The sequence below is a fragment of the Campylobacter concisus genome (genome assembly GCF_902460575.1).
Classification (GTDB): Bacteria; Campylobacterota; Campylobacteria; order Campylobacterales; family Campylobacteraceae; genus Campylobacter_A; species Campylobacter_A concisus_AW.
Window position 1 is genome coordinate 452,468 of the sequence record NZ_CABPUY010000003.1, and the last position, 17,789, is coordinate 470,256.

The window sequence follows — 17,789 nt, forward strand, 5'->3', positions numbered from 1 at the left end:
ATGCAAAAAGCCAACCAAATCGCCGCTGAAGTCTTAGAGATAGAGGCAAACGAGCTTTTAAGACACGCTAAAAGCGTAGAGATAGAAGATGCTGTAAATTTGATATATAACGCAAAGGGCAAAGTTATAGTAACAGGCGTGGGTAAGAGCGGTCACGTGGGCGCAAAGATCGCTGCCACGCTTGCAAGCACCGGCACGCCAAGCTTTTTCTTACACCCGACAGAGGCTATGCACGGCGACCTTGGCATGATAGAAAAGGACGATGTCTTGTTAGCCATTAGCTTTAGTGGCGAGAGCGATGAGCTTGTCAAAATTTTGCCTCACGTAAAGCGCTTTGGCGTAAAAATCGTCGCCATGGCAAGGAGCAAAACAAGCTCGCTTGGTAAATTTAGCGACGCTTTTATAGATATAAATGTAGAAAAAGAGGCGTGCCCACTAAATGCCGCTCCAACGGCATCAACCACACTAACGTTAGCTCTTGGCGATGCGTTAGCTGTTTGTTTGATGCAAAAGAGAGGCTTTAAGAAAGAAGACTTTGCAAATTTTCACCCAGGTGGCAGCCTTGGCAAGAGGTTATTTTTAAAGGTCAAAGATGTGATGAGAAGCGAAAATTTACCAATAGTCCGCTGGAATGCAACCCTAAAAAGTGCGATCGATACGATGACGCATGGCAAGCTTGGCACGGTTTTAATAGTCGATAAAGATGGCGTGTTAGACGCCCTTTTAAGTGACGGCGATCTTAGGCGTGCGCTTATGAGAGAGGACTTTGACCTAGAAGAGCCAGCGATGAAATTTGCAACACTGCATCCAAAAGAGATAGATAACAAAGAGATGTTAGCCGTAGATGCGTTAGCCCTCATAGAAAAGTATAAAATTCAGCTTCTAGCCGTTGTAGAAAATGGCGTACCCGTGGGCGTTTTACATATCCACGACCTTGCAAATTTAGGACTATAAAATGGAAAAAACAAGACTAAATAAATTTATCTCACATAACACAAACTACTCACGCCGTGAGGCAGATGAGCTGATAAAAGCTGGCAAGGTTAGCATAGCAGGACGTGTGGTTAGCGACCTTGCCACAAGCGTGGATGAAGATGACAAAGTGCGTATAAATGGTCGTTTGATAAAGCTAAAAAAAGAATTTACCGTTATCGTTTATCACAAACAAAAGGGTGAGCTCGTTAGCAAGAAAGATGACCGCGGACGAAAGACGATATATGACACGTTAGATAAGAAATTTGCCAAATTTGTTAGCGTAGGGCGCTTAGACTATGCAAGCGAGGGGCTACTTTTACTAACTGACGCCCCAGCGATCGCCACAGCGCTAATGAATAGCGACTTAGAGCGCGAATACTACCTAAAGGTAAAAGGCGAGGTAACAAAAGAGGTGATAGAGGCGATGACAAATGGCTTTTTCGCCAAGGACGCCACCAAGGGCGCTCACGCAAAAACAACTATAAAATCAATGGAATTTAAGCCATTTCTAGCTTATAAAGTCTTTGGCTCAAGCGGTGGTTACACAAAACTAAAGGTCATCATCAATGAGGGTCAAAATAGGGAGCTTCGTCGCTTCTTTGGCTACTTTGATCTTGAAGTGATGGATCTAAAACGTGTTAGTTTTGGGCGTGTTAGCCTTGATATGCTAAAGCCTGGCAAATGGCGCTACTTCGAAAATAGCGAATACGAAGACCTAAGAGACTTTTTAAAAGTTAATAACGTTAGATACTAACATTAGGCTTGTTTCTATAACAAAGAGACAGGCCAGACCACAATAACTACGAATTTGTAAAATGGAGAAAATAATGAAAAAGGCTGTTTTTTTATACACAATCTTACTAACTATTGGATTCTCCAAGGATCTAGTAGAACTTGGACTTGAGGCTTACAGCAAAGGTGACTACAACAAAGCAGTCGAGATATTTACTAAAACTTGCAATGATGGAAATAATGGCAATTGCTATAATTTAGGACTTTTGTATATAAATGGCCAGGGTGTAAAACAAGACTACAATAAAGCAGCTAAATTATATGAAAAGGCTTGTAATGGTGAAATTATTCAAGCTTGTTATAACTTAGGATTTTTATACTATAACGGTCAAGGCACTACACAAGACTACTATAAAACTGCTCAATTGTGGCAAAAAGTTTGTGATGCCAAATATAGTATTGGTTGTTATAATTTAGGGCTTTTATATGAGGATGGTCAAGGTGTAGAGCAAGACTACAATAAGGCGGCTAGATTATACGAAGAAGCTTGCAATAATGGACATGCACTAAGCTGTTCTAATCTAGGTGTTTTATATATAAAAAACCAAGGTGTAGAACAAAACTATAACAAAGCCATAGAGCTATACAATAAATCTTGTGACGGTAAAAATGCTATAGGTTGTTTTAATTTAGGAAATTTATACGAAGAAGGCAAATATCTAAAGCAGGACTACTATAAAGCGGCCAATCTATATAAACAAGCTTGTGATGGCGGATATGCTAATGGCTGCTATAATCTAGGTAATTTTTATGAAAGAGGACAAGGGGTAGAGCAGGACTATACCAAAGCTATCAAACTATACGAAAAAGCTTGCGATGGCAATATCGCCCAAGCCTACCACAATTTGGGAGTTTTATATGTAAATGGTCTGGGTGTAGAGCAAGACTATTATAAGGCAGCTCAATTATGGCAAAAAGCTTGCAATGACAGATACAGTATGAGTTGTTACAACTTAGGAATTTCATACAATAATGGCCAAGGTGTGAAACAAGACTATTATAGAGCGGCTGATCTATACAAACAAGCTTGTGACGATGGAGTTAGTGATAGCTGTTCTAATTTAGGAATTTTATATGAAAACGGTCAAGGTGTAGAGCAAGACTACAGTAAGTCCCTAGAATTATATGAAAAAGCTTGCAATAATGGATACAATCGCGGTTGTTTTAATTTAGGAGCTTTTTATCTAAAAGGCAAAGGCGCAAAACAAGACTACCACATAGCAAAAGAATATTTTTATAAAGCTTGCGAATTAGGGCTTCAACCAGGGTGTGACGTTTATAAAAAGTTAAACGAAAAAGGCCTTTAATACTAAAAATAATCCAACAGGGTTCTAGCAAATTTAGAGCTTCATAAATTTATATCTTATTTTCTGAAAGTAGGATGTTTATATATGGATTTAGCAGCGTTTCGCCGCGTGCTGCGTAGAGCAAGACCTCTTTAAAGTAGTTGTCGTTTATGCCGTAAGTGTGAAACTCATACGCCCCTATGCCGTATCCCATCGGCGTGATATCGACCCTTGAGTACCATGCATCTTGCGCTAGGATGTAGCGGTTTGTATCTCTTGAATAGACATATAACTTGATCTTATCTTTGCTCTTTTGCGCCATATACCAGATGAAAGAATTTGTGATGTCGTTAAAAAAGTAGATGTCGCCATTTGGCATGATCGCCTGAGCTGTGTCGTTGTTATCAGCGATGAGCGTCCTGCTCTCATAACATATAAATTTATTTGGCGTTAGCTGCTCTATGGGCTCAAATTTACCGTTATTTAGGACTAAAATTTTATCATCGCTTATGTCGGCATTATAGGCGAGCACGGCTAAAACTAGAGCTAGCAAACAAAGAGAAAAAATTTGCTTTATCAAAATAAAAATCCTCTTAACAAATAGTATTTGAGCACGTAAAGCGAGCATATCAGCACGCAAACACTTAGCCAGATCGATGAAAATTTAAGCTTGTGCGAGTAGTTTGTCTTTGTGATGATCTCCACAAGGTATGGCATAAGACCATAAAAAATGCCCAAAAACAGAGTGCCCCAGATGAGGTAGCCAACGTAAAAATAGTCGCTTCTTAGCATGCAGTATGGGCATTTGTGATTTGGCTGCTCATAAACGTAAAGCCCAAAAAAATAGGTGATAGCGTAGTAGCTAAGCACCAAAAATAGCAAATTTGCCACAAAGCTTGCCATACTTTGCTTTAAGAAATTTAGTGCCAAAATGACAAAAAATAGCACGAAAAAGGCGCTTATTAAGCCAAAATTTGTATAGCCAAATGGCAGCTTTGGAGCTTGAAAAGTGACCGAGCAGCAAAAGACTGGCACTTTTAGTGGGATGTTATAAAAAAACGAAATTTCTATGCCAAGCTCTATTAGTATCATCACAAAAAGGCAGATGAAAATGGCATATTTTTTCTTTAGATATGGGAAATTTAGAGCCTGCAAGTCAAGTTTGTTTATAACCAGCCAGATACCAAGCCCAAAGATGAGCAAAATTTTAGTGAGCATCAAGATGCCGCCAAATTTATTTGAGCCGATCACGCCAGCTGAGCACATAGCCCCTGGCACGATGTCAGAGAGCTCGTTTAGACAAAGTGCGAAAAATATAAACAAAACGATCTTTGTGCAGACACTAAAGAGCAAGATCGTATTTACAAGGTAGTTTTGCTTTTCAAGTGAGTATTGAAGCGATGTTAGCGCGTTATAGTCCCACGATCTAACGATCCTCACGACATAAAATAGCGAAATACTCATCAAAACTAACAGCACAAACTCCGCTAACAAAAAGGCGATAACGGCGTTTGATAAAAATACGCTCATACTATCTCTCCGTTTTGCAAGCTAACAACTCTATCTGTGGCGCTTAGCTCGTCAAAAATGCTATCGTGAGTGGCGACGATGACGCTTTTTTTAAGCGCCTTAAATGACTCTAGCAATCCTAAAAATGCACGTGCATTTTGCCTATCTAAATTTGCCGTTGGCTCATCAGCCAAAATGATATCAGCGTCCATTGACAAAGCCCTAGCCACCGCACATCTTTGACGCTCGCCACCGCTTAAATTTGATACGTTTTCATCTCTTTTGTGTGTGATGTTTGCAAGCTCAAGAGCCTTTTTTATCATCTCTTCACGCACGTTTGCTTTGAAATTTGTTAGAGCAAACGGAGCTAACAAATTTTCATAGACGCTTAAGCCCTCGATGAGGTTAAAATTTTGAAAGACAAGTCCAAGTCTTTTGTGTCTAAACTCAGAGCAAAATGCGTCAGGCAGCTTTGCTATGTTAGTGCCGTCTATCAAAATTTCTCCGCTAGTTGGCTTTTGAAGTAGGGCTATGAGCGAGAGCAGGGTGCTTTTACCACTTCCGCTAACGCCTTTTAGTATCACTAACTCGCCGTTATTAACGTCTAAATTTATATTTTTTAGAGCGCAAAACTCGTTTTGCTTGCCTTGGTTATAAACTAGGCTAACTCCTCTTATATTTATCATTTTAGCCCCTCATTTATGTCGCCACACGCTACACGCCACGACGGGATAAGGACAAATGCCAAAAATGGTATGACGCCAAAGACAAAGATCAAAAAAAGCTTATCAAACTCCAAAATAGGCGTGAAATTTGTAAAATTTAAAAGCTCATCGCCTAAAAATATCCCCTTTAAAAAAGGAGCATTAAAAACAAATACAAAGAGATAAGCTAACATAACGCCAAGCAAAAAGGCGCTAACGCTAACGATGAAATTTTGTATAAATTTTAAAAATATGATCTCTTTTATACTAAAGCCGATGCTTCGCAAAATGGCTATCTCACGCTTTTTACTGCCGTAAGCCAGCGAAATTTGGTTTTTTAGTAGCACAAAAAATATTAGCATAACGCTAACATAAATGCTCATAAAAATTCCACCCTTATAGTAGTAAAGATGCCTGATGTTTGCCACCTCGTCTTCTATGCTAACGGCAAATGAATTTGGATATAAATTTTCTATCTTTAAAGCCACTTGGCTGATCTCTTCGCTATTTGGCACATCGACATAGAGCTTTGTGTATTCTTCATCTTTTAAATTTAAGATAGCTCTTAGCGTTTTTGGATGCAAAAATATGGCGTTATTTGTGATAAGTCCGCTTTGTTTTGGCATGGTTTTTACTATTTTCACTGGTATCATGCGCTCTTCTGTTAAGAAGTTAAAGCTCTCGTCGTAGTAAAGCTCGTTAATAGCAGCTTTTACGCCCTCGCCCACGATCATCTCGTCCTCTTTTAGGCTATCATCCTCATATAGATGAAACCAAACGCGCTTTTGCACGAAGTAGTACTCCCCATCAACCACGCCTCTAACGTCAGCCACGCCATCGATCTTTGAGATGTCATAGATGTAGCCAGGGTGCATGAGGTCGTTTTTACCAGCACGAAAGGCACTAACTACGATACTTGATCTATCTTTTACTAATCTTATGAGATCATGCTGGATCGAGCCAGAGATGAAAAGCACCGAGCTTAGCACAAAGATAATGAGCGCAAAGAGGCAAAAGCTAAAGAGATGATCCTTTTTGTCTTTAAAAAGCAAGATCACGGCGTAGTTTATGAAATTTCTACTTATCATAGACAAAGCCCTTTTGCTCTTTTAGGCTAAAGCTAGAAGCTAAATTTGCCCTTGTTATCTTTGAAATTTCTCTTAGCTCATCTTGCTTTGCTTTGTGGTCAAAGCTAAGGTAGTGCGCCGCTAAAAGCGTGTAAGAGAGCCCAAAAAATAACGCCAAAAATGCTAGAAATTTCACTTTATTTACCGATAAATGTCTTTATCTCGTCAAATTTTATGACACCTTTGCCAGCGTGATCTTTCATAAAGCTATTTGCCTTTGCTTCGTCTTTAAACGGGATAAACTCCTCGCCCATCGGTCCAAAAACGTTTGAGCCATGAACGTAAAACGCCTCTTTTGCATCAAGCTTTTCAAGCGTGTAATAATCACTCACATAGGCCTCTTTTGCCATCTCATCAGCAAAGTAAAAGTGCGCCATATCTTTTACGCCGTCAAAGTAATAGTCCTTGCCACCAGCTTTGATAAGCGTCGCCCACTGCTTGTTTTTTATAGGCATGCCACACACCGCACATCTTGCATCCTTTGGTAGCTCGATGCGCTCTTTTGCCCCTTTATAGGCGTTTATGTTTGCCTCACTCGTCAAATTTCCAGCCCACAAGGCAAAAACCGCACTAAGCAACAAAGCTATAAATTTCATCTTATCTCCTTTAGTTTCTCTTTTTCTAACTCGCCCTTTTCATAGAGCTTTTTTAACATCTCATCATCAAAGTCTATCTCGTAGTAGCCCTTTACAAACTCGCTAAATTTATCAAACTCATCAAAGGCATACCCAAGCAGCCAGCGTCCACCGTTATTGCCACCGACTAAATTTTGATGCTCCGTCCCGTCATACCAGATAAAAAAGGTCGTTTGCTCTATCTCATCTGGCAAGAAGTAAGAGCGAAATTTAGCAGCTTCGCCACCATAAATTTGCTCTATCACGCTTTTGTCTGCCATTCTAAGCGAATTTAACTCATTTTCATGATCAAACCCTCTAACAAGCACCGCCTCACGCGTAAATATCACATCGAGTAGATCGCCCTGCCCGTTATCTACCACGTATCTTAGGCTATTTTCATCCTCTCTTTTTGAAATGAGCCGTAGATACTCTTCATCTGGCTCCAAAAAAGCACTATCAAGCGCATATAGCGCCTCTAGGCTTGCCTCTTTATTGCCCCAGTTTTTAAAACTCATCAATTCTTTCCTAAAATTTCTAAATTCTCGCACGCCTCTTTTAAGCCATTTTTGCAGCTTTTAGTGAAAATTTCACGTGCTTTTTCCACGTCCTCTTTCACGCCTTTGCCCTCAGCTAGCATAATAGCGTAGTTGTTGCAGCCCTTTTCATAGGCGTATTTGCACGCTTGCTCGTAAAGTTTTGTCGCTTTTGTAAGGTTTTGATCAACGCCTTGCCCATAAACATATAAAAAGCCAAGATTATCACATCCTATGCCAGCTTCGTTTGCGCAGGCCATCTCGTAGTATGTTTTGGCTTTTGCGTAGTCTTTCTCGGCGCCTTCGCCTTGAGCATACAAGTAGCCAAGGTTGCTACATCCTATGCCATCACCTGCTTTGCAAGCCTTTTCATAGAGCTCTTTTGCCTTTTTTAGGTCTTTTTCCACGCCAGTGCCGTTTGCATAAAGCAAGCCAAGCTCGGTGCAGCCCTCGTTGTCGCTGCATGCCTTTTCATATAGTTTGACCGCTTTTGTTAGGTCTTTTTCTACGCCTTTGCCCTTTTCATATACATAGCCAAGGTTGCTGCAAGCCATAGAGAAATTTTGATCGCAAGCCTTTTCATAAAGCATAGCCGCCTTTGCCTCGTCCTTTTTGACGTTGCCATCACCCCTGCTGTAAAGCACAGCTAGGTTGTAGCAGCCTGATGCCTTTTTCTCTTTATCGCAAGCATCTTCATAAATTTGCGCTAGTTTGTTGTGATCATCTTTTGCGCTTAAAGCCTCTTTGATGTAGCCAGCATTTAAAACGCACAAACTAGCAGCCAATAAAACCAAACTCTTCTTCATCATATCTCCTAAACTACTTTTATATCTCTGCCGCGGTAGGCTAGGGCGATCAGCAAGGCAAGAGCCGCCAAGATCAAGTATATTAGCCAAGAAACGCCAAAGCTCTCGCCATTTGCGTATGAGTGAAGCCCGCTAAGGTAGAAATTTACACCAAAATATGTAAAAAGCACCGAAGCAAATGATAGCACGCTAGCTGTTAAAAAGGTAAAAACGCCCCTTAGCTTTGGTATAAACCTTAGATGAAGCACTATGGCATAGACGATGATCGTGATGTATGACCAGCTCTCTTTGCTGTCCCAGCCCCAGTATCTGCCCCAGCTCTCATTTGCCCAGACGCCGCCTAAGAAATTCCCTATAGTTAGCAAGCTAAGTCCAATAATAAGGCTTAGCTCGTCGGTTGCGGCGAGGTATCTTATCTGCTCGCTAAGCTTTTGCTCGTTTTTGTCATTTTTTAGAGCCATCAAGATAAGTCCCACAAGCCCCAGCACAAAACCAAAGCCCAAAAAGCCGTAGCTTGCTGTGATGACGCTTACGTGCACACTAAGCCAAAATGACTTTAAAACTGGGACTAAATTTGTTATTTGTGGGTTTATGAAATTTAGATGAGCAACCAGCAAGCTAACACTTGCAAAGAGCGAAGCAGCGCCAAGTGCGAAGCTTTGATGCTTGAAAAATAGCACTCCAGCTAGCACGCTTATAAGCGAGATATAGACTAAACTCTCATAAGCATCGCTCCAAGGTGCGTGACCTGAGATGTAGGCACGTAGGGCTAAATTTAGAGCATGCACTATAAATGCGGTAAAAAACGCAAGGCTCAAAGCCTTTTCAAACCTAAATTTCCTTCCAAAAAAGAGCCTATAAAAGCCAAGAGCGAGCGAAGCAAGAGCTAGGATCATGTAAAAATAGATAAGAAATTTAAATATCTCCATTTGGTTGTAAAGCACTTCAAGGCCGACTTTTGCCTCGCTTGGCGCAAGAGAGCCTAGAGTGCTTCTTTGATAGTTTGAAATTTGCTCCAAACTCTTATCAGCCTCTTTGCACTCGCCACTTTTTACGCAAGGGCTTAAATTTTCTATATAAGCGCCTAAAACGCTCTTAAACTCGTTTGAAATTTCATTTGAGCCAAAGGCTTCATTGACTGATAGCCACGTGATAGTATCACCATTTTTAGCGGGGATAAATTTTAAAATTTCTCCCTTTAGTGCAAGGTATAAGACATTTAGCCTCTCATCAAATTTAATGACGTCGCTATCAAATTTATCTCTTTTTGAGGCGGATTTTTCATTTGCAGCCTCTACAAATTTAGCCAGCTTATACTCGCCATTTTCGTTAAAAACGTCCTTAAAGCTAGCAAATTTCTCACTAACGCCAAGAAGCTCGCCCACACGATCGCTTGTGATCTTTACCATCCTTTTATCCATCCACTCTTGTGGCGAGATGGCAAAAGAGAGCATGAGCTCATCGCTACTAAGCCCAAAGAGCGTCGTTTTGGTTGAAATTTTGCTTATTACCGCCCTTGTGTAAGAGCTAGCTGGGGCGATCCTGCTATCAGTTTGAACTAAAATTTTGGCAAATTTATCTGCGTGAGCTTTAAAATTTATGGCTTCATCGCTTGCGAAATTTGGCGTGGCATTTAGTAAAAGTAGAGCCAAAAACGCAAACTGCGTGCCTTTTATGAAGTTACAAAGTCTAAAAAATCGGCTCTTTTTGCTAAATAAATTTCCCACAAAGCCAAGGCAAAGTAGAAAATATCCGATATAAGTTGGCACTTTACCAGGATCAAAGCTGATCTCAAAGGCGCTTCCAAGCTCGTCAGCGTCGTATGATGATTGAAAAATTTTATAGCCCATGATGCTTAGTGGGTGATTTAGCGAAATTTCATGCTCGCTGCCTGCGATATTTACCCTGCTCGTGTAAGATGATGGGCTATTTAGCCCTGCGTAGCGCTCTAGGATAAATTTATCAAGCCTTAGTGAAAATGGTAAATTTATCGCCCTTGAGCTAAAGTAAAATTTCGTCTCTTGCCCGTCAAAGCTCAAAATGCTTGGCTCAAGATCGTATCCAGCGCCACCTTTTAGCTTGGCGCTTTTGCTCTTTTCATTAGCAAAGCCAGCCTCTATGCTAAGCGTGGCTGGAGCGTTTTTCTCATCTTTTTTGTAGCCAACTATCTTTATAATAAATTCTTTGCCGTTTATATCTTTTTTGAAGCGAAAGTCGTTTTTGCCAAGTAGGCTAAGTTTTAGTGGATATTCAAAGCTCTCATTTGAAATTTGCACTCTTAAAAAAGGCTTTGTACTTTGCATATAGTTGCCGCTCTCGCCCACTCTAAGATGCAATACACCCTCTTCGCCAAAGTATCTTGTAAGCGCAGCACCGATGAATATCAGAATAAAAGCAAGATGTATCAAAAATGCGCCAAATTTCTTATACATCTTGGTTTTTAGGGTGCTAATAGCTAAACAAATAGCACAAGCTGCCATGACGCACTCGTACCAGAGCGCTTCATAAACAAGCACTCTAGCCGTCTGTGTGTCATAAAAATTTTCCAAAAAGGTCGCCACCCCTGCACCAAAAGCAAGGATAAATAATAATATTAAAGACAAGCGATAAATGTTTAAAATTTTCATCACTTGCCCTTAAGCCTTAAATGCTATAAGTCTGTCCTGCATAAAGTATAAAAACCCTAAGCAATAAAACGCCAACGACTGCTGCAAACGAGCCAAGGTAGAAGCTAAATTTCATCTTGCCAAGTGCGAAATTTAAAACAAGAGGCAAGACAAAGCCAACTAAAACAACCCCAAGCCAAAAGAATTTAGCCCAAACGCCACTATAAAATGCAACTGCTGCAACTTGTTGATAGCTTGAGCCAAGCAAAAGCGATACAAAAAGCATTAAAATGAGTAAAATTTCAGCGCATAAGACGTAAAACTCCACGCCATGAAGCGAGCTAAGGTCGCTTGAGTGTGGATCTTCTTTAAAAAATAGTGCCGCTATCAAGCTGCTACCACTTATGCCAGCACTAAGCCCTGAAGCTATGAAAAGCGCTGGTAAAACGGCGGTGTTTAAAAGTGGAAATCTAATAAGCACCGAGATCAAAAAGCCTGTATATGCGCAAATGATAACCGCAAAAATCAGGCAAAGCGCGCTTAAGAGCGGATAAAGTGGCGATAAAATTTTCATCACGCCATCAAAAAAGCCACAAAATGACTTTAGCTCCGCATTAAAGGCGTATAGACACATCAAAAAGCTAAGCGGTATAAACACGCAAAGCGCGGCTACACCGATAGACATAACTGACGTGAAGTTGTAATTAATCAAAATTTTCCAAAACAAAAGTGGCTTTTCAAGGTCAGCTATCAAGCAAACCATACCAAGCATGATGCTAACAAACGACAAAAGCGAAGCGGCCTTGAAAAATGGACTAAAGCTCTCTTGTCTTTTGTAGCGCTTTAGAAGTATGGCAGCTATTATCGCTCCGCCACTCATGCCAGCTAGCAGAAGATAAACAGCGATCGGCCAGCCCCACTCAACTCCATGCGAAAATGTCGCAGTGAAATTTAATGCACCATCCATCTTACACCCCCGCTTTTACTTTAGGAATATATCTAAGGCTTGGTTTTGTGCCAAGTTCTGCTCTTAGCCTTATGCTATCTTTGACAGCTAGTAACTGGCTAATGTGCGAGCTCTCATCGTTTAAATCGCCAAATACCAAAGCCTCATATCTGCACGCCTCGACGCAGGCTGGATCTTTTTTATCCTTTAAATTTGTATCTATGCAGAAGTTACAGCTTTGGGCTGAGTGATTGACTTTATCGATATATCTCACGTCGTAAGGACAGGCTACGATGCAGTATTTACAGGCGATGCAGTCATCTATGTTTGTGGTTTGGATGCCAGTTTTTATGTCCTTGTGACAGGCTTTTGTTGGGCAAACAGCCACGCAAGGCGCATCCTCGCACTGCTGACAAGATACTCTTACATATCTTTTATCGAGCAAATTCTTTGGATCAGTCTTATCCTCTACAAAAAGTCTCATCTGTCCTTTTGGGACTAAATTTACCTTTCTACATGCCACTTCGCAGTCCGTGCAGCCGACGCATTTGTTTTGGTCAAATATCATGCCAAAATGTGGTTTTTTCGCACTCTCTTCACTCTTAAAAGCAAAACCACTACTTGCCACGCTAGCACCAGCAGCCACAACTGCCATGCGTTTAAAAAAGGCTCTTCTGCTATTTTGATTTTGCATTTTTAACTCCATTTATGCCTTAATGAGGCTTTTTAATGCCCTCATTTTGCTCTTTTTCATGAATTTTTCTTGCTGCCTCAGCTAGTTCGCCAGGCTTTAAGACCTTAATAAGCTCTATCTCAAAAACGATAGTCTCGCCACCAGGTATCCCCTCCATGCCGCTATCGCCGTATGCAAGCTCAGGCGGGATGACAAATTTAAACTTCTCGCCCTCTTTCATAAGCATAAGTCCCTCTTCAAGTCCAGGGATCAAATTTAGCATCGAAAGATGAGCTGGAGCCTCTTTTGTCTCGTCAAAGACTTTGCCATCGATAAAACTTGCTTTATAATTTACTATGATGATGCTCTCAGGTTTTGGAGTAGCCCCTTTTGAGCTACTTTTTATGATCTCATATTGTAAATTTGATTTTGTTGTTTTTACATTTTTGTTTTTTGCATTTTTTTCCATATAGGCTTTGCCTTGAGCTAAATTCTCTTTTAGCTTGGCAGCCTCTTTTTCTTTTACTATCTTATCTAAGCTTTCAGCCCTTTTGTTTAGTAGCTTTGCTATCTCATCATCACTTAGTTTTAGCTCGCTCTTTAGCGCATCACTAAAGCCTTTTATCACTGCATCAGCGTCATAGCCAACACCTAGTTGCTTTTGATCTAGCAGTCCTTTTAAAACATATCCACCGCTTGTTGCGCCTATGGCGTAAGAGTCGTTTGTATCGACATTTGCCAAGAGGCTAGCCACACTTAGGCTAAGAAGTAGCGAACATTTTAAAAACCCATTTTTCATTTCAAACCCTTAAGATTAAAGGGGCTAAAACTAGCCCCTAAATGCTATAAATTTTTGTTTAGAATTCTCTGAGCTTCTTTTATATACTCTTTAGATGCATCTAGTCTTTGTTTAGTAAATTTAAATCCGTGCATACCCCACGAACCATCTTTTTCGACCATATCGATGATCTCTTGAGCGTTTTGGACAAGCTCATAAACTCTTGCTTTATCACTTGGATCTAGCTTTTTAGTCTCTAGTAGTGAGTAAATTCCCTCGATGCCTATTTTGACCTCTGAGAATTCATTCTTAACTGGAGTTTGCCATCCCATAACCTCATCATAAACTTGTTTTTGGTTTTTAAAATGAAGTGTTGGTTTTAGCTCAGATAGCACTGGGCTATGGCAGCCTTTATTATCTTTCATATCTTTATCAGCCCAAGATGTTCTAGCGCATGCCCACATCAAATCAACATAGTTGTGGCCATTTTTATCTCTCTCAAAGTGCCAATCTTTAGCATCTCTTGGACCTTTAGCAGCGTCGCCTGGGACTAGAGATTTCTCTTTTGGATCGACCATGATCTTCCAGATGTGAGAGCGTCTTTGAGTATCAAAGCCAGCGTTGTCTTGGAACTGAACAGCGTAGAAATTCTCACAGCTCATCATAAATGGCATGTGACAAGATGCACAAGTGTTGTTTTTGTGTGTATCTGCTTTTGATGCGATATATGCTTGAGTCTCGTGACAATCTTTACAATCTTTTTTGATCTTTGGTTTAGTGTAGAACGCACTTAGATAGCCTTGATCTGGGTTGTAGTTCATGCCAGTTACGCTCTTATCGCCTACAACGTTACCTGTGTTGTCGTGTGGATCGTGGCAAGTGACGCATCTCATGCCTTTATCGTAGTGAGCGGTAAAGTATGATTGAGAGCCTTCTGAGCCACATCCTGGTCCCATTGATTTAAATTTAGAGCTTAGTGATAGGTCAAGCTTGCCGTTATTAAGTGGGTTAGCTCGCATTAGATCTGGGCTAAAGTTAAATCTTTGGTGACAGCGTTCGCAGTTTGATGTTCTAAAATTTGTAGCTCCATCAAGGTGACCGCCAGCTCCGTGGCACTCCTCACAGCTTACGCCTTTTGAGATAGTGTGTTTTTGAAGCTCTTTGGCATTACCAAGTGCTGCGTAAAATTCTGCTTTTGACTTAAAGTCAAATTTAACTGGGTGGCAAACCTCACAATATGATGAGTTTGCTTGGAAAAACATCGATTTTTTATGTTTTGCGGCGTATGAGGCAAGACCTCTGACATATCCGCCATTATCGCCATACTCTTCAAGCGTGCCAGGAAATTCTGGGACAAGCTCTTTTATCTTTTTAACAGTTGCGTCGTCTAAATTTAACGCCCATGTTCTTTGCCATTGGTTACCGCCAGCTACGATCTGACCTGTGCCATCTCTTAGCAAACCACCCTCAACGTAGTAAGTACCACGAAGTAGCCATGCATCGACGTAGCCCATCTTAGTTCTTAAGTGACCAACGGTTGCGTAGATGACATCTGGAGTGATACCTTTTGGAAGGATAGAAGCGGTATCTTTGTCAAATACTGGCTCAGTTAGGTTGTTATTAACCTCTGGGTGCTCGCCAGGGAAGCGCATAGTAGTTGCGTGGCGAGATCTGCTCCAGACCTCATACTGAGCTGGGTGACACTCACCGCACTTTTCTGGACCTACAAATTTATTAGGAAACTGAAGTGATGAGGTGGCTGGAATTCTATACATCATAGAACTATAGCCCTTACCACCATCTCTTTTACTAAGCTTTGACATATCAAAGCCATGTCCCTCAGCAAGCCACTCTAAGCCACGGTCGTGAACGACCATTTTGCCGACGGTTTTACCACCATACTTTGTAAAAATAGGGTGGTTTTTAAATAGCCAGTTATACATCTCTTGCTCTTCTACGACGTAGTCTTGCAAGGAGACAACACCTCTACTTTGCAGTGTGCCTTTAGGATTTGCGATAACATCACGTGCTTTATCGGACATCTGCATATTATGCTCTTCGCAACAGGCTTGTGAAGCAAAGATACTAACACCCATGAGTAAGCCTGCTAAGGCTTTGTGTAAGTTTCTCACGTCTCCTCCTTTGAATTTTTATCCTAAAATCAAAATGATTTCATACTGATAATCTTAACACCAAAAAAGGGCAGAAAAGGGGGAAAATTAACAAATTATAAATTTTCGAAACTAATTGTAAATGCAACGTGGTTTTCATCCACATTTTTAGCAAAGATTAGGGCGTTGTTTTTGCGAGCGATAAGGCGGCTCATATATAGCCCAAGCCCGCTACCGCTCTCTTTTGTGCTAAAGTGTGGCTCAAAGATGACCTTTAAAAATGAATTTTTTATCGCTCCTGCGTTATTTTGCACGCATAAATTCTTACGATCATCTTTTAAAAAGGCGCTTATCTTTATCACTCTTGGCTTTGTGTAGCTCTGCTTAAATGCGTCTTTGGCGTTGTTTATGATGTTTATTAAAATTTGGATTATCTCATTAAAATTTGCAAATACCTCAAAATTTTCTCTCACGTCTAACTGCACTTCGATCTGATACTTTTTAAGAGTTGCGTTTAAAATTTTTATCGTTTGATTTATCACTTCAAGCACCTTAAACTCTTTTCTCAAGGTATTTGGACTAAAGAAATTTTTAAAGTCATCAACGGTTTCTGACATGAAATTTATCTGCTTGCTTGTCTCTTCTATAAACTCATAAATTTTTGTCTCATCAAGCTTTTTTCTCTCCTGATAAAGCTCTAAATTTATCAAAGCTGAGCTTATCTGAGCTAGTGGCTGCTTCCACTGGTGCGAGATATTGCCTATCATCTCGCCCATAGAGGCTAGGCGGCTTTGATGTATCATCAGCTGCTCAGTCTGCCTTTTACTCTCCTCGCCACGCTTATGCATCTTATAAACAAGTAGTAAAAATAGCCCAAATATAAGCGTTATGGCGCTCATTATGACGATGACCTCTTGCAAGTGGTAGGTAAAAATGGCGCGGATTGGTATCTTAAAAGAGATCATCGCGACCGTTTCGTTCACATCTGGGATCTCTATGCCCTCCATGCCGTATTTTTCTAGCATTTGTTGTGGGGCATTTGCACTGCTATGACAGGCTAGACAGCTTGGACTTTGGTTTTTTATAGGCAGACCCACAAAGAGCTGTGAGCCATTTTCATCTTTTATTATCTTTACAAATTCTTGAAATTTATTCTCTTTAAAGCCGTGCAAGACGCCGGCTTCAAATTCATTTGGCTGGTGAGCTTTATTTAGCGGAGCGATAGCAACTAGCTTGTAGTCAAATTCAAGGTTGTATTTTTTCTTTTGGATGTTGTAAATTTCACGGCTTATATATGAAGATGATAGAAGTCTCTCGTCAAAAAAGTCCTCTTTTAAGATGCCCTGCTCTTTTAACTGCTCGATTAGTGGGCGCTGAACTCCAGCGATATACTCTCTTACAGAATTTATGCCCTCTAAAACATAATACGCCTCTTTTTTGGCATCCTTCATCGCAAGATCGTTATAAAAATTTAAAACAAGTGCCGAAACTAGTAGATAGACAAAGATAAAAGCACCGACTATTAGCTGAAATTTATATCTCACAAAGGTAGCCCACGCCGTATAAATTTTTTATCACATCTTTGCCAAGCTTTCTTCTAAGCTCTTTTACGATGGTCTTTATCGCCTCTTTTGTTGGCTGCTCGTAGTCCCAGATATAGTCAAAAATTTGCTCATAAGTGATAGTTTGGTTTTTGTTGTTTAAAAAGTACTCCAAAAGCTTGCTCTCGCTCTTGCTTAGATGAGAAATTTGACCATTTACGTAAAGCGCTTTTTTGCCAAAATCATACTCAAGCTCGTCATTTAGCCTGATGGTTGGCGTTCGCCCAACTAGCTCAAAAGCCACATCTTCAAGCGCTTTAACAAAAGATTTTTTATCGTATGGTTTTGCAAGATATCTTGTGATCTTTAGCTCAACCGCGCGCCACAGATACTCTTGCTCGACGTGGCTTGATAAGATCACGATAGGGATTTTTTGATTGATAGCTCTTACTTTTTTAGCGATCTCAAGACCGTCGATATTTGGCACGCTGATATCAAGCACTAAAGCGTCATACGCCCCGCTCATAGCAAGCTCAAGCGCATCAAAGCCATCTGTGACGCCTTTAACCTCTGCGAAAAATAGCTCCAGCGAGGCGCAAATGTTTTTTAATATCGCCTCTTCATCCTCTAAGCAAAGGACCTTTTTGTTTGATAAAACATCTAAAATATCATACTCTTGCATACGTCATCTCATCTCTTAAGCCAAAATGCCGACTTAAATAACACAAAATAAAAATTATTTCATAAATTTACATCATGATCGTAAGCTTAAAGTAAAAAATCGG

The 17,789-nt window shown here is 40.5% G+C and carries 18 protein-coding genes; 3 read left to right on the forward strand and 15 right to left on the reverse strand.

The genetic code is table 11. The features are described from left to right. From F3G76_RS08670 to F3G76_RS10540, 3 genes are all read left to right on the forward strand, one after another. Window positions 1-954: a KpsF/GutQ family sugar-phosphate isomerase gene (locus F3G76_RS08670; RefSeq protein ID WP_149706462.1), complete on the forward strand. Its 954-nt coding sequence runs from the start codon at window positions 1-3 to the stop codon at window positions 952-954. 1 nt (window position 955) lies between these two features. Continuing rightward, window positions 956-1,729 (forward strand): pseudouridine synthase, encoded by a 774-nt coding sequence (locus F3G76_RS08675; protein ID WP_009295179.1) that lies wholly within the window; start codon window positions 956-958, stop codon window positions 1,727-1,729. A 73-nt stretch (window positions 1,730-1,802) separates the two neighbouring features. Continuing rightward, window positions 1,803-3,074: a tetratricopeptide repeat protein gene (locus F3G76_RS10540; protein WP_188116282.1), complete on the forward strand. Its 1,272-nt coding sequence runs from the start codon at window positions 1,803-1,805 to the stop codon at window positions 3,072-3,074. A 49-nt stretch (window positions 3,075-3,123) separates the two neighbouring features. Here the strand turns inward: F3G76_RS10540 and F3G76_RS08685 are convergent, their stop codons facing one another. From F3G76_RS08685 to F3G76_RS08755, 15 genes are all read right to left on the reverse strand, one after another. Further along, the gene (locus F3G76_RS08685) at window positions 3,124-3,633 is read right to left on the reverse strand and encodes a hypothetical protein (RefSeq protein WP_021086990.1); all 510 of its coding nucleotides are present in this window, start codon (window positions 3,631-3,633) and stop codon (window positions 3,124-3,126) included. Then, the gene (locus F3G76_RS08690) at window positions 3,630-4,583 is read right to left on the reverse strand and encodes a hypothetical protein (RefSeq protein WP_149706463.1); all 954 of its coding nucleotides are present in this window, start codon (window positions 4,581-4,583) and stop codon (window positions 3,630-3,632) included. Before F3G76_RS08690 ends, F3G76_RS08685 begins: the two co-directional genes overlap by 4 nt. Beyond that, entirely contained in the window at window positions 4,580-5,248 is a 669-nt protein-coding gene (locus tag F3G76_RS08695; RefSeq protein WP_149706464.1) for an ABC transporter ATP-binding protein, read from the reverse strand. Before F3G76_RS08695 ends, F3G76_RS08690 begins: the two co-directional genes overlap by 4 nt. Continuing rightward, complete coding sequence (locus tag F3G76_RS08700; protein WP_149706465.1) at window positions 5,245-6,354, reverse strand: ABC transporter permease; 1,110 nt, start codon at window positions 6,352-6,354, stop codon at window positions 5,245-5,247. Before F3G76_RS08700 ends, F3G76_RS08695 begins: the two co-directional genes overlap by 4 nt. Continuing rightward, complete coding sequence (locus tag F3G76_RS08705; RefSeq protein ID WP_021084005.1) at window positions 6,344-6,529, reverse strand: hypothetical protein; 186 nt, start codon at window positions 6,527-6,529, stop codon at window positions 6,344-6,346. The genes F3G76_RS08700 and F3G76_RS08705 overlap by 11 nt, the downstream gene beginning before the upstream one ends. 1 nt (window position 6,530) lies before the next feature. Then, window positions 6,531-6,989, reverse strand: a complete 459-nt coding sequence (locus F3G76_RS08710; RefSeq protein WP_107915156.1) for a nitrous oxide reductase accessory protein NosL — start codon at window positions 6,987-6,989, stop codon at window positions 6,531-6,533. Continuing rightward, entirely contained in the window at window positions 6,986-7,525 is a 540-nt protein-coding gene (locus F3G76_RS08715) for a hypothetical protein (protein ID WP_149706466.1), read from the reverse strand. The genes F3G76_RS08710 and F3G76_RS08715 overlap by 4 nt, the downstream gene beginning before the upstream one ends. Continuing rightward, window positions 7,525-8,352, reverse strand: a complete 828-nt coding sequence (locus tag F3G76_RS08720) for an SEL1-like repeat protein (protein ID WP_149706612.1) — start codon at window positions 8,350-8,352, stop codon at window positions 7,525-7,527. The genes F3G76_RS08715 and F3G76_RS08720 overlap by 1 nt, the downstream gene beginning before the upstream one ends. Before the next feature lie 5 nt (window positions 8,353-8,357). After that, window positions 8,358-10,976: a cytochrome c biogenesis protein gene (locus F3G76_RS08725; RefSeq protein ID WP_149706467.1), complete on the reverse strand. Its 2,619-nt coding sequence runs from the start codon at window positions 10,974-10,976 to the stop codon at window positions 8,358-8,360. Between the two features lie 16 nt (window positions 10,977-10,992). Beyond that, window positions 10,993-11,922: an NrfD/PsrC family molybdoenzyme membrane anchor subunit gene (nrfD, locus tag F3G76_RS08730; RefSeq protein ID WP_149706468.1), complete on the reverse strand. Its 930-nt coding sequence runs from the start codon at window positions 11,920-11,922 to the stop codon at window positions 10,993-10,995. Window position 11,923: 1 nt separating this feature from the next. Further along, entirely contained in the window at window positions 11,924-12,595 is a 672-nt protein-coding gene (locus F3G76_RS08735) for a 4Fe-4S dicluster domain-containing protein (RefSeq protein ID WP_009295155.1), read from the reverse strand. A 19-nt stretch (window positions 12,596-12,614) separates the two neighbouring features. Beyond that, window positions 12,615-13,373, reverse strand: a complete 759-nt coding sequence (locus tag F3G76_RS08740; RefSeq protein ID WP_149706469.1) for an FKBP-type peptidyl-prolyl cis-trans isomerase — start codon at window positions 13,371-13,373, stop codon at window positions 12,615-12,617. 44 nt (window positions 13,374-13,417) lie between these two features. Beyond that, on the reverse strand, window positions 13,418-15,484 hold the full coding sequence (locus F3G76_RS08745; RefSeq protein ID WP_009295151.1) for a cytochrome c: 2,067 nt from the start codon (window positions 15,482-15,484) through the stop codon (window positions 13,418-13,420). Between the two features lie 95 nt (window positions 15,485-15,579). Further along, window positions 15,580-17,007, reverse strand: coding sequence for an ATP-binding protein (locus F3G76_RS08750; RefSeq protein WP_149706470.1), 1,428 nt, complete (start codon window positions 17,005-17,007; stop codon window positions 15,580-15,582). Further along, on the reverse strand, window positions 16,997-17,686 hold the full coding sequence (locus tag F3G76_RS08755; RefSeq protein ID WP_149706471.1) for a response regulator transcription factor: 690 nt from the start codon (window positions 17,684-17,686) through the stop codon (window positions 16,997-16,999). The genes F3G76_RS08750 and F3G76_RS08755 overlap by 11 nt, the downstream gene beginning before the upstream one ends. Between the last annotated feature and the right edge of the window lie 103 nt (window positions 17,687-17,789).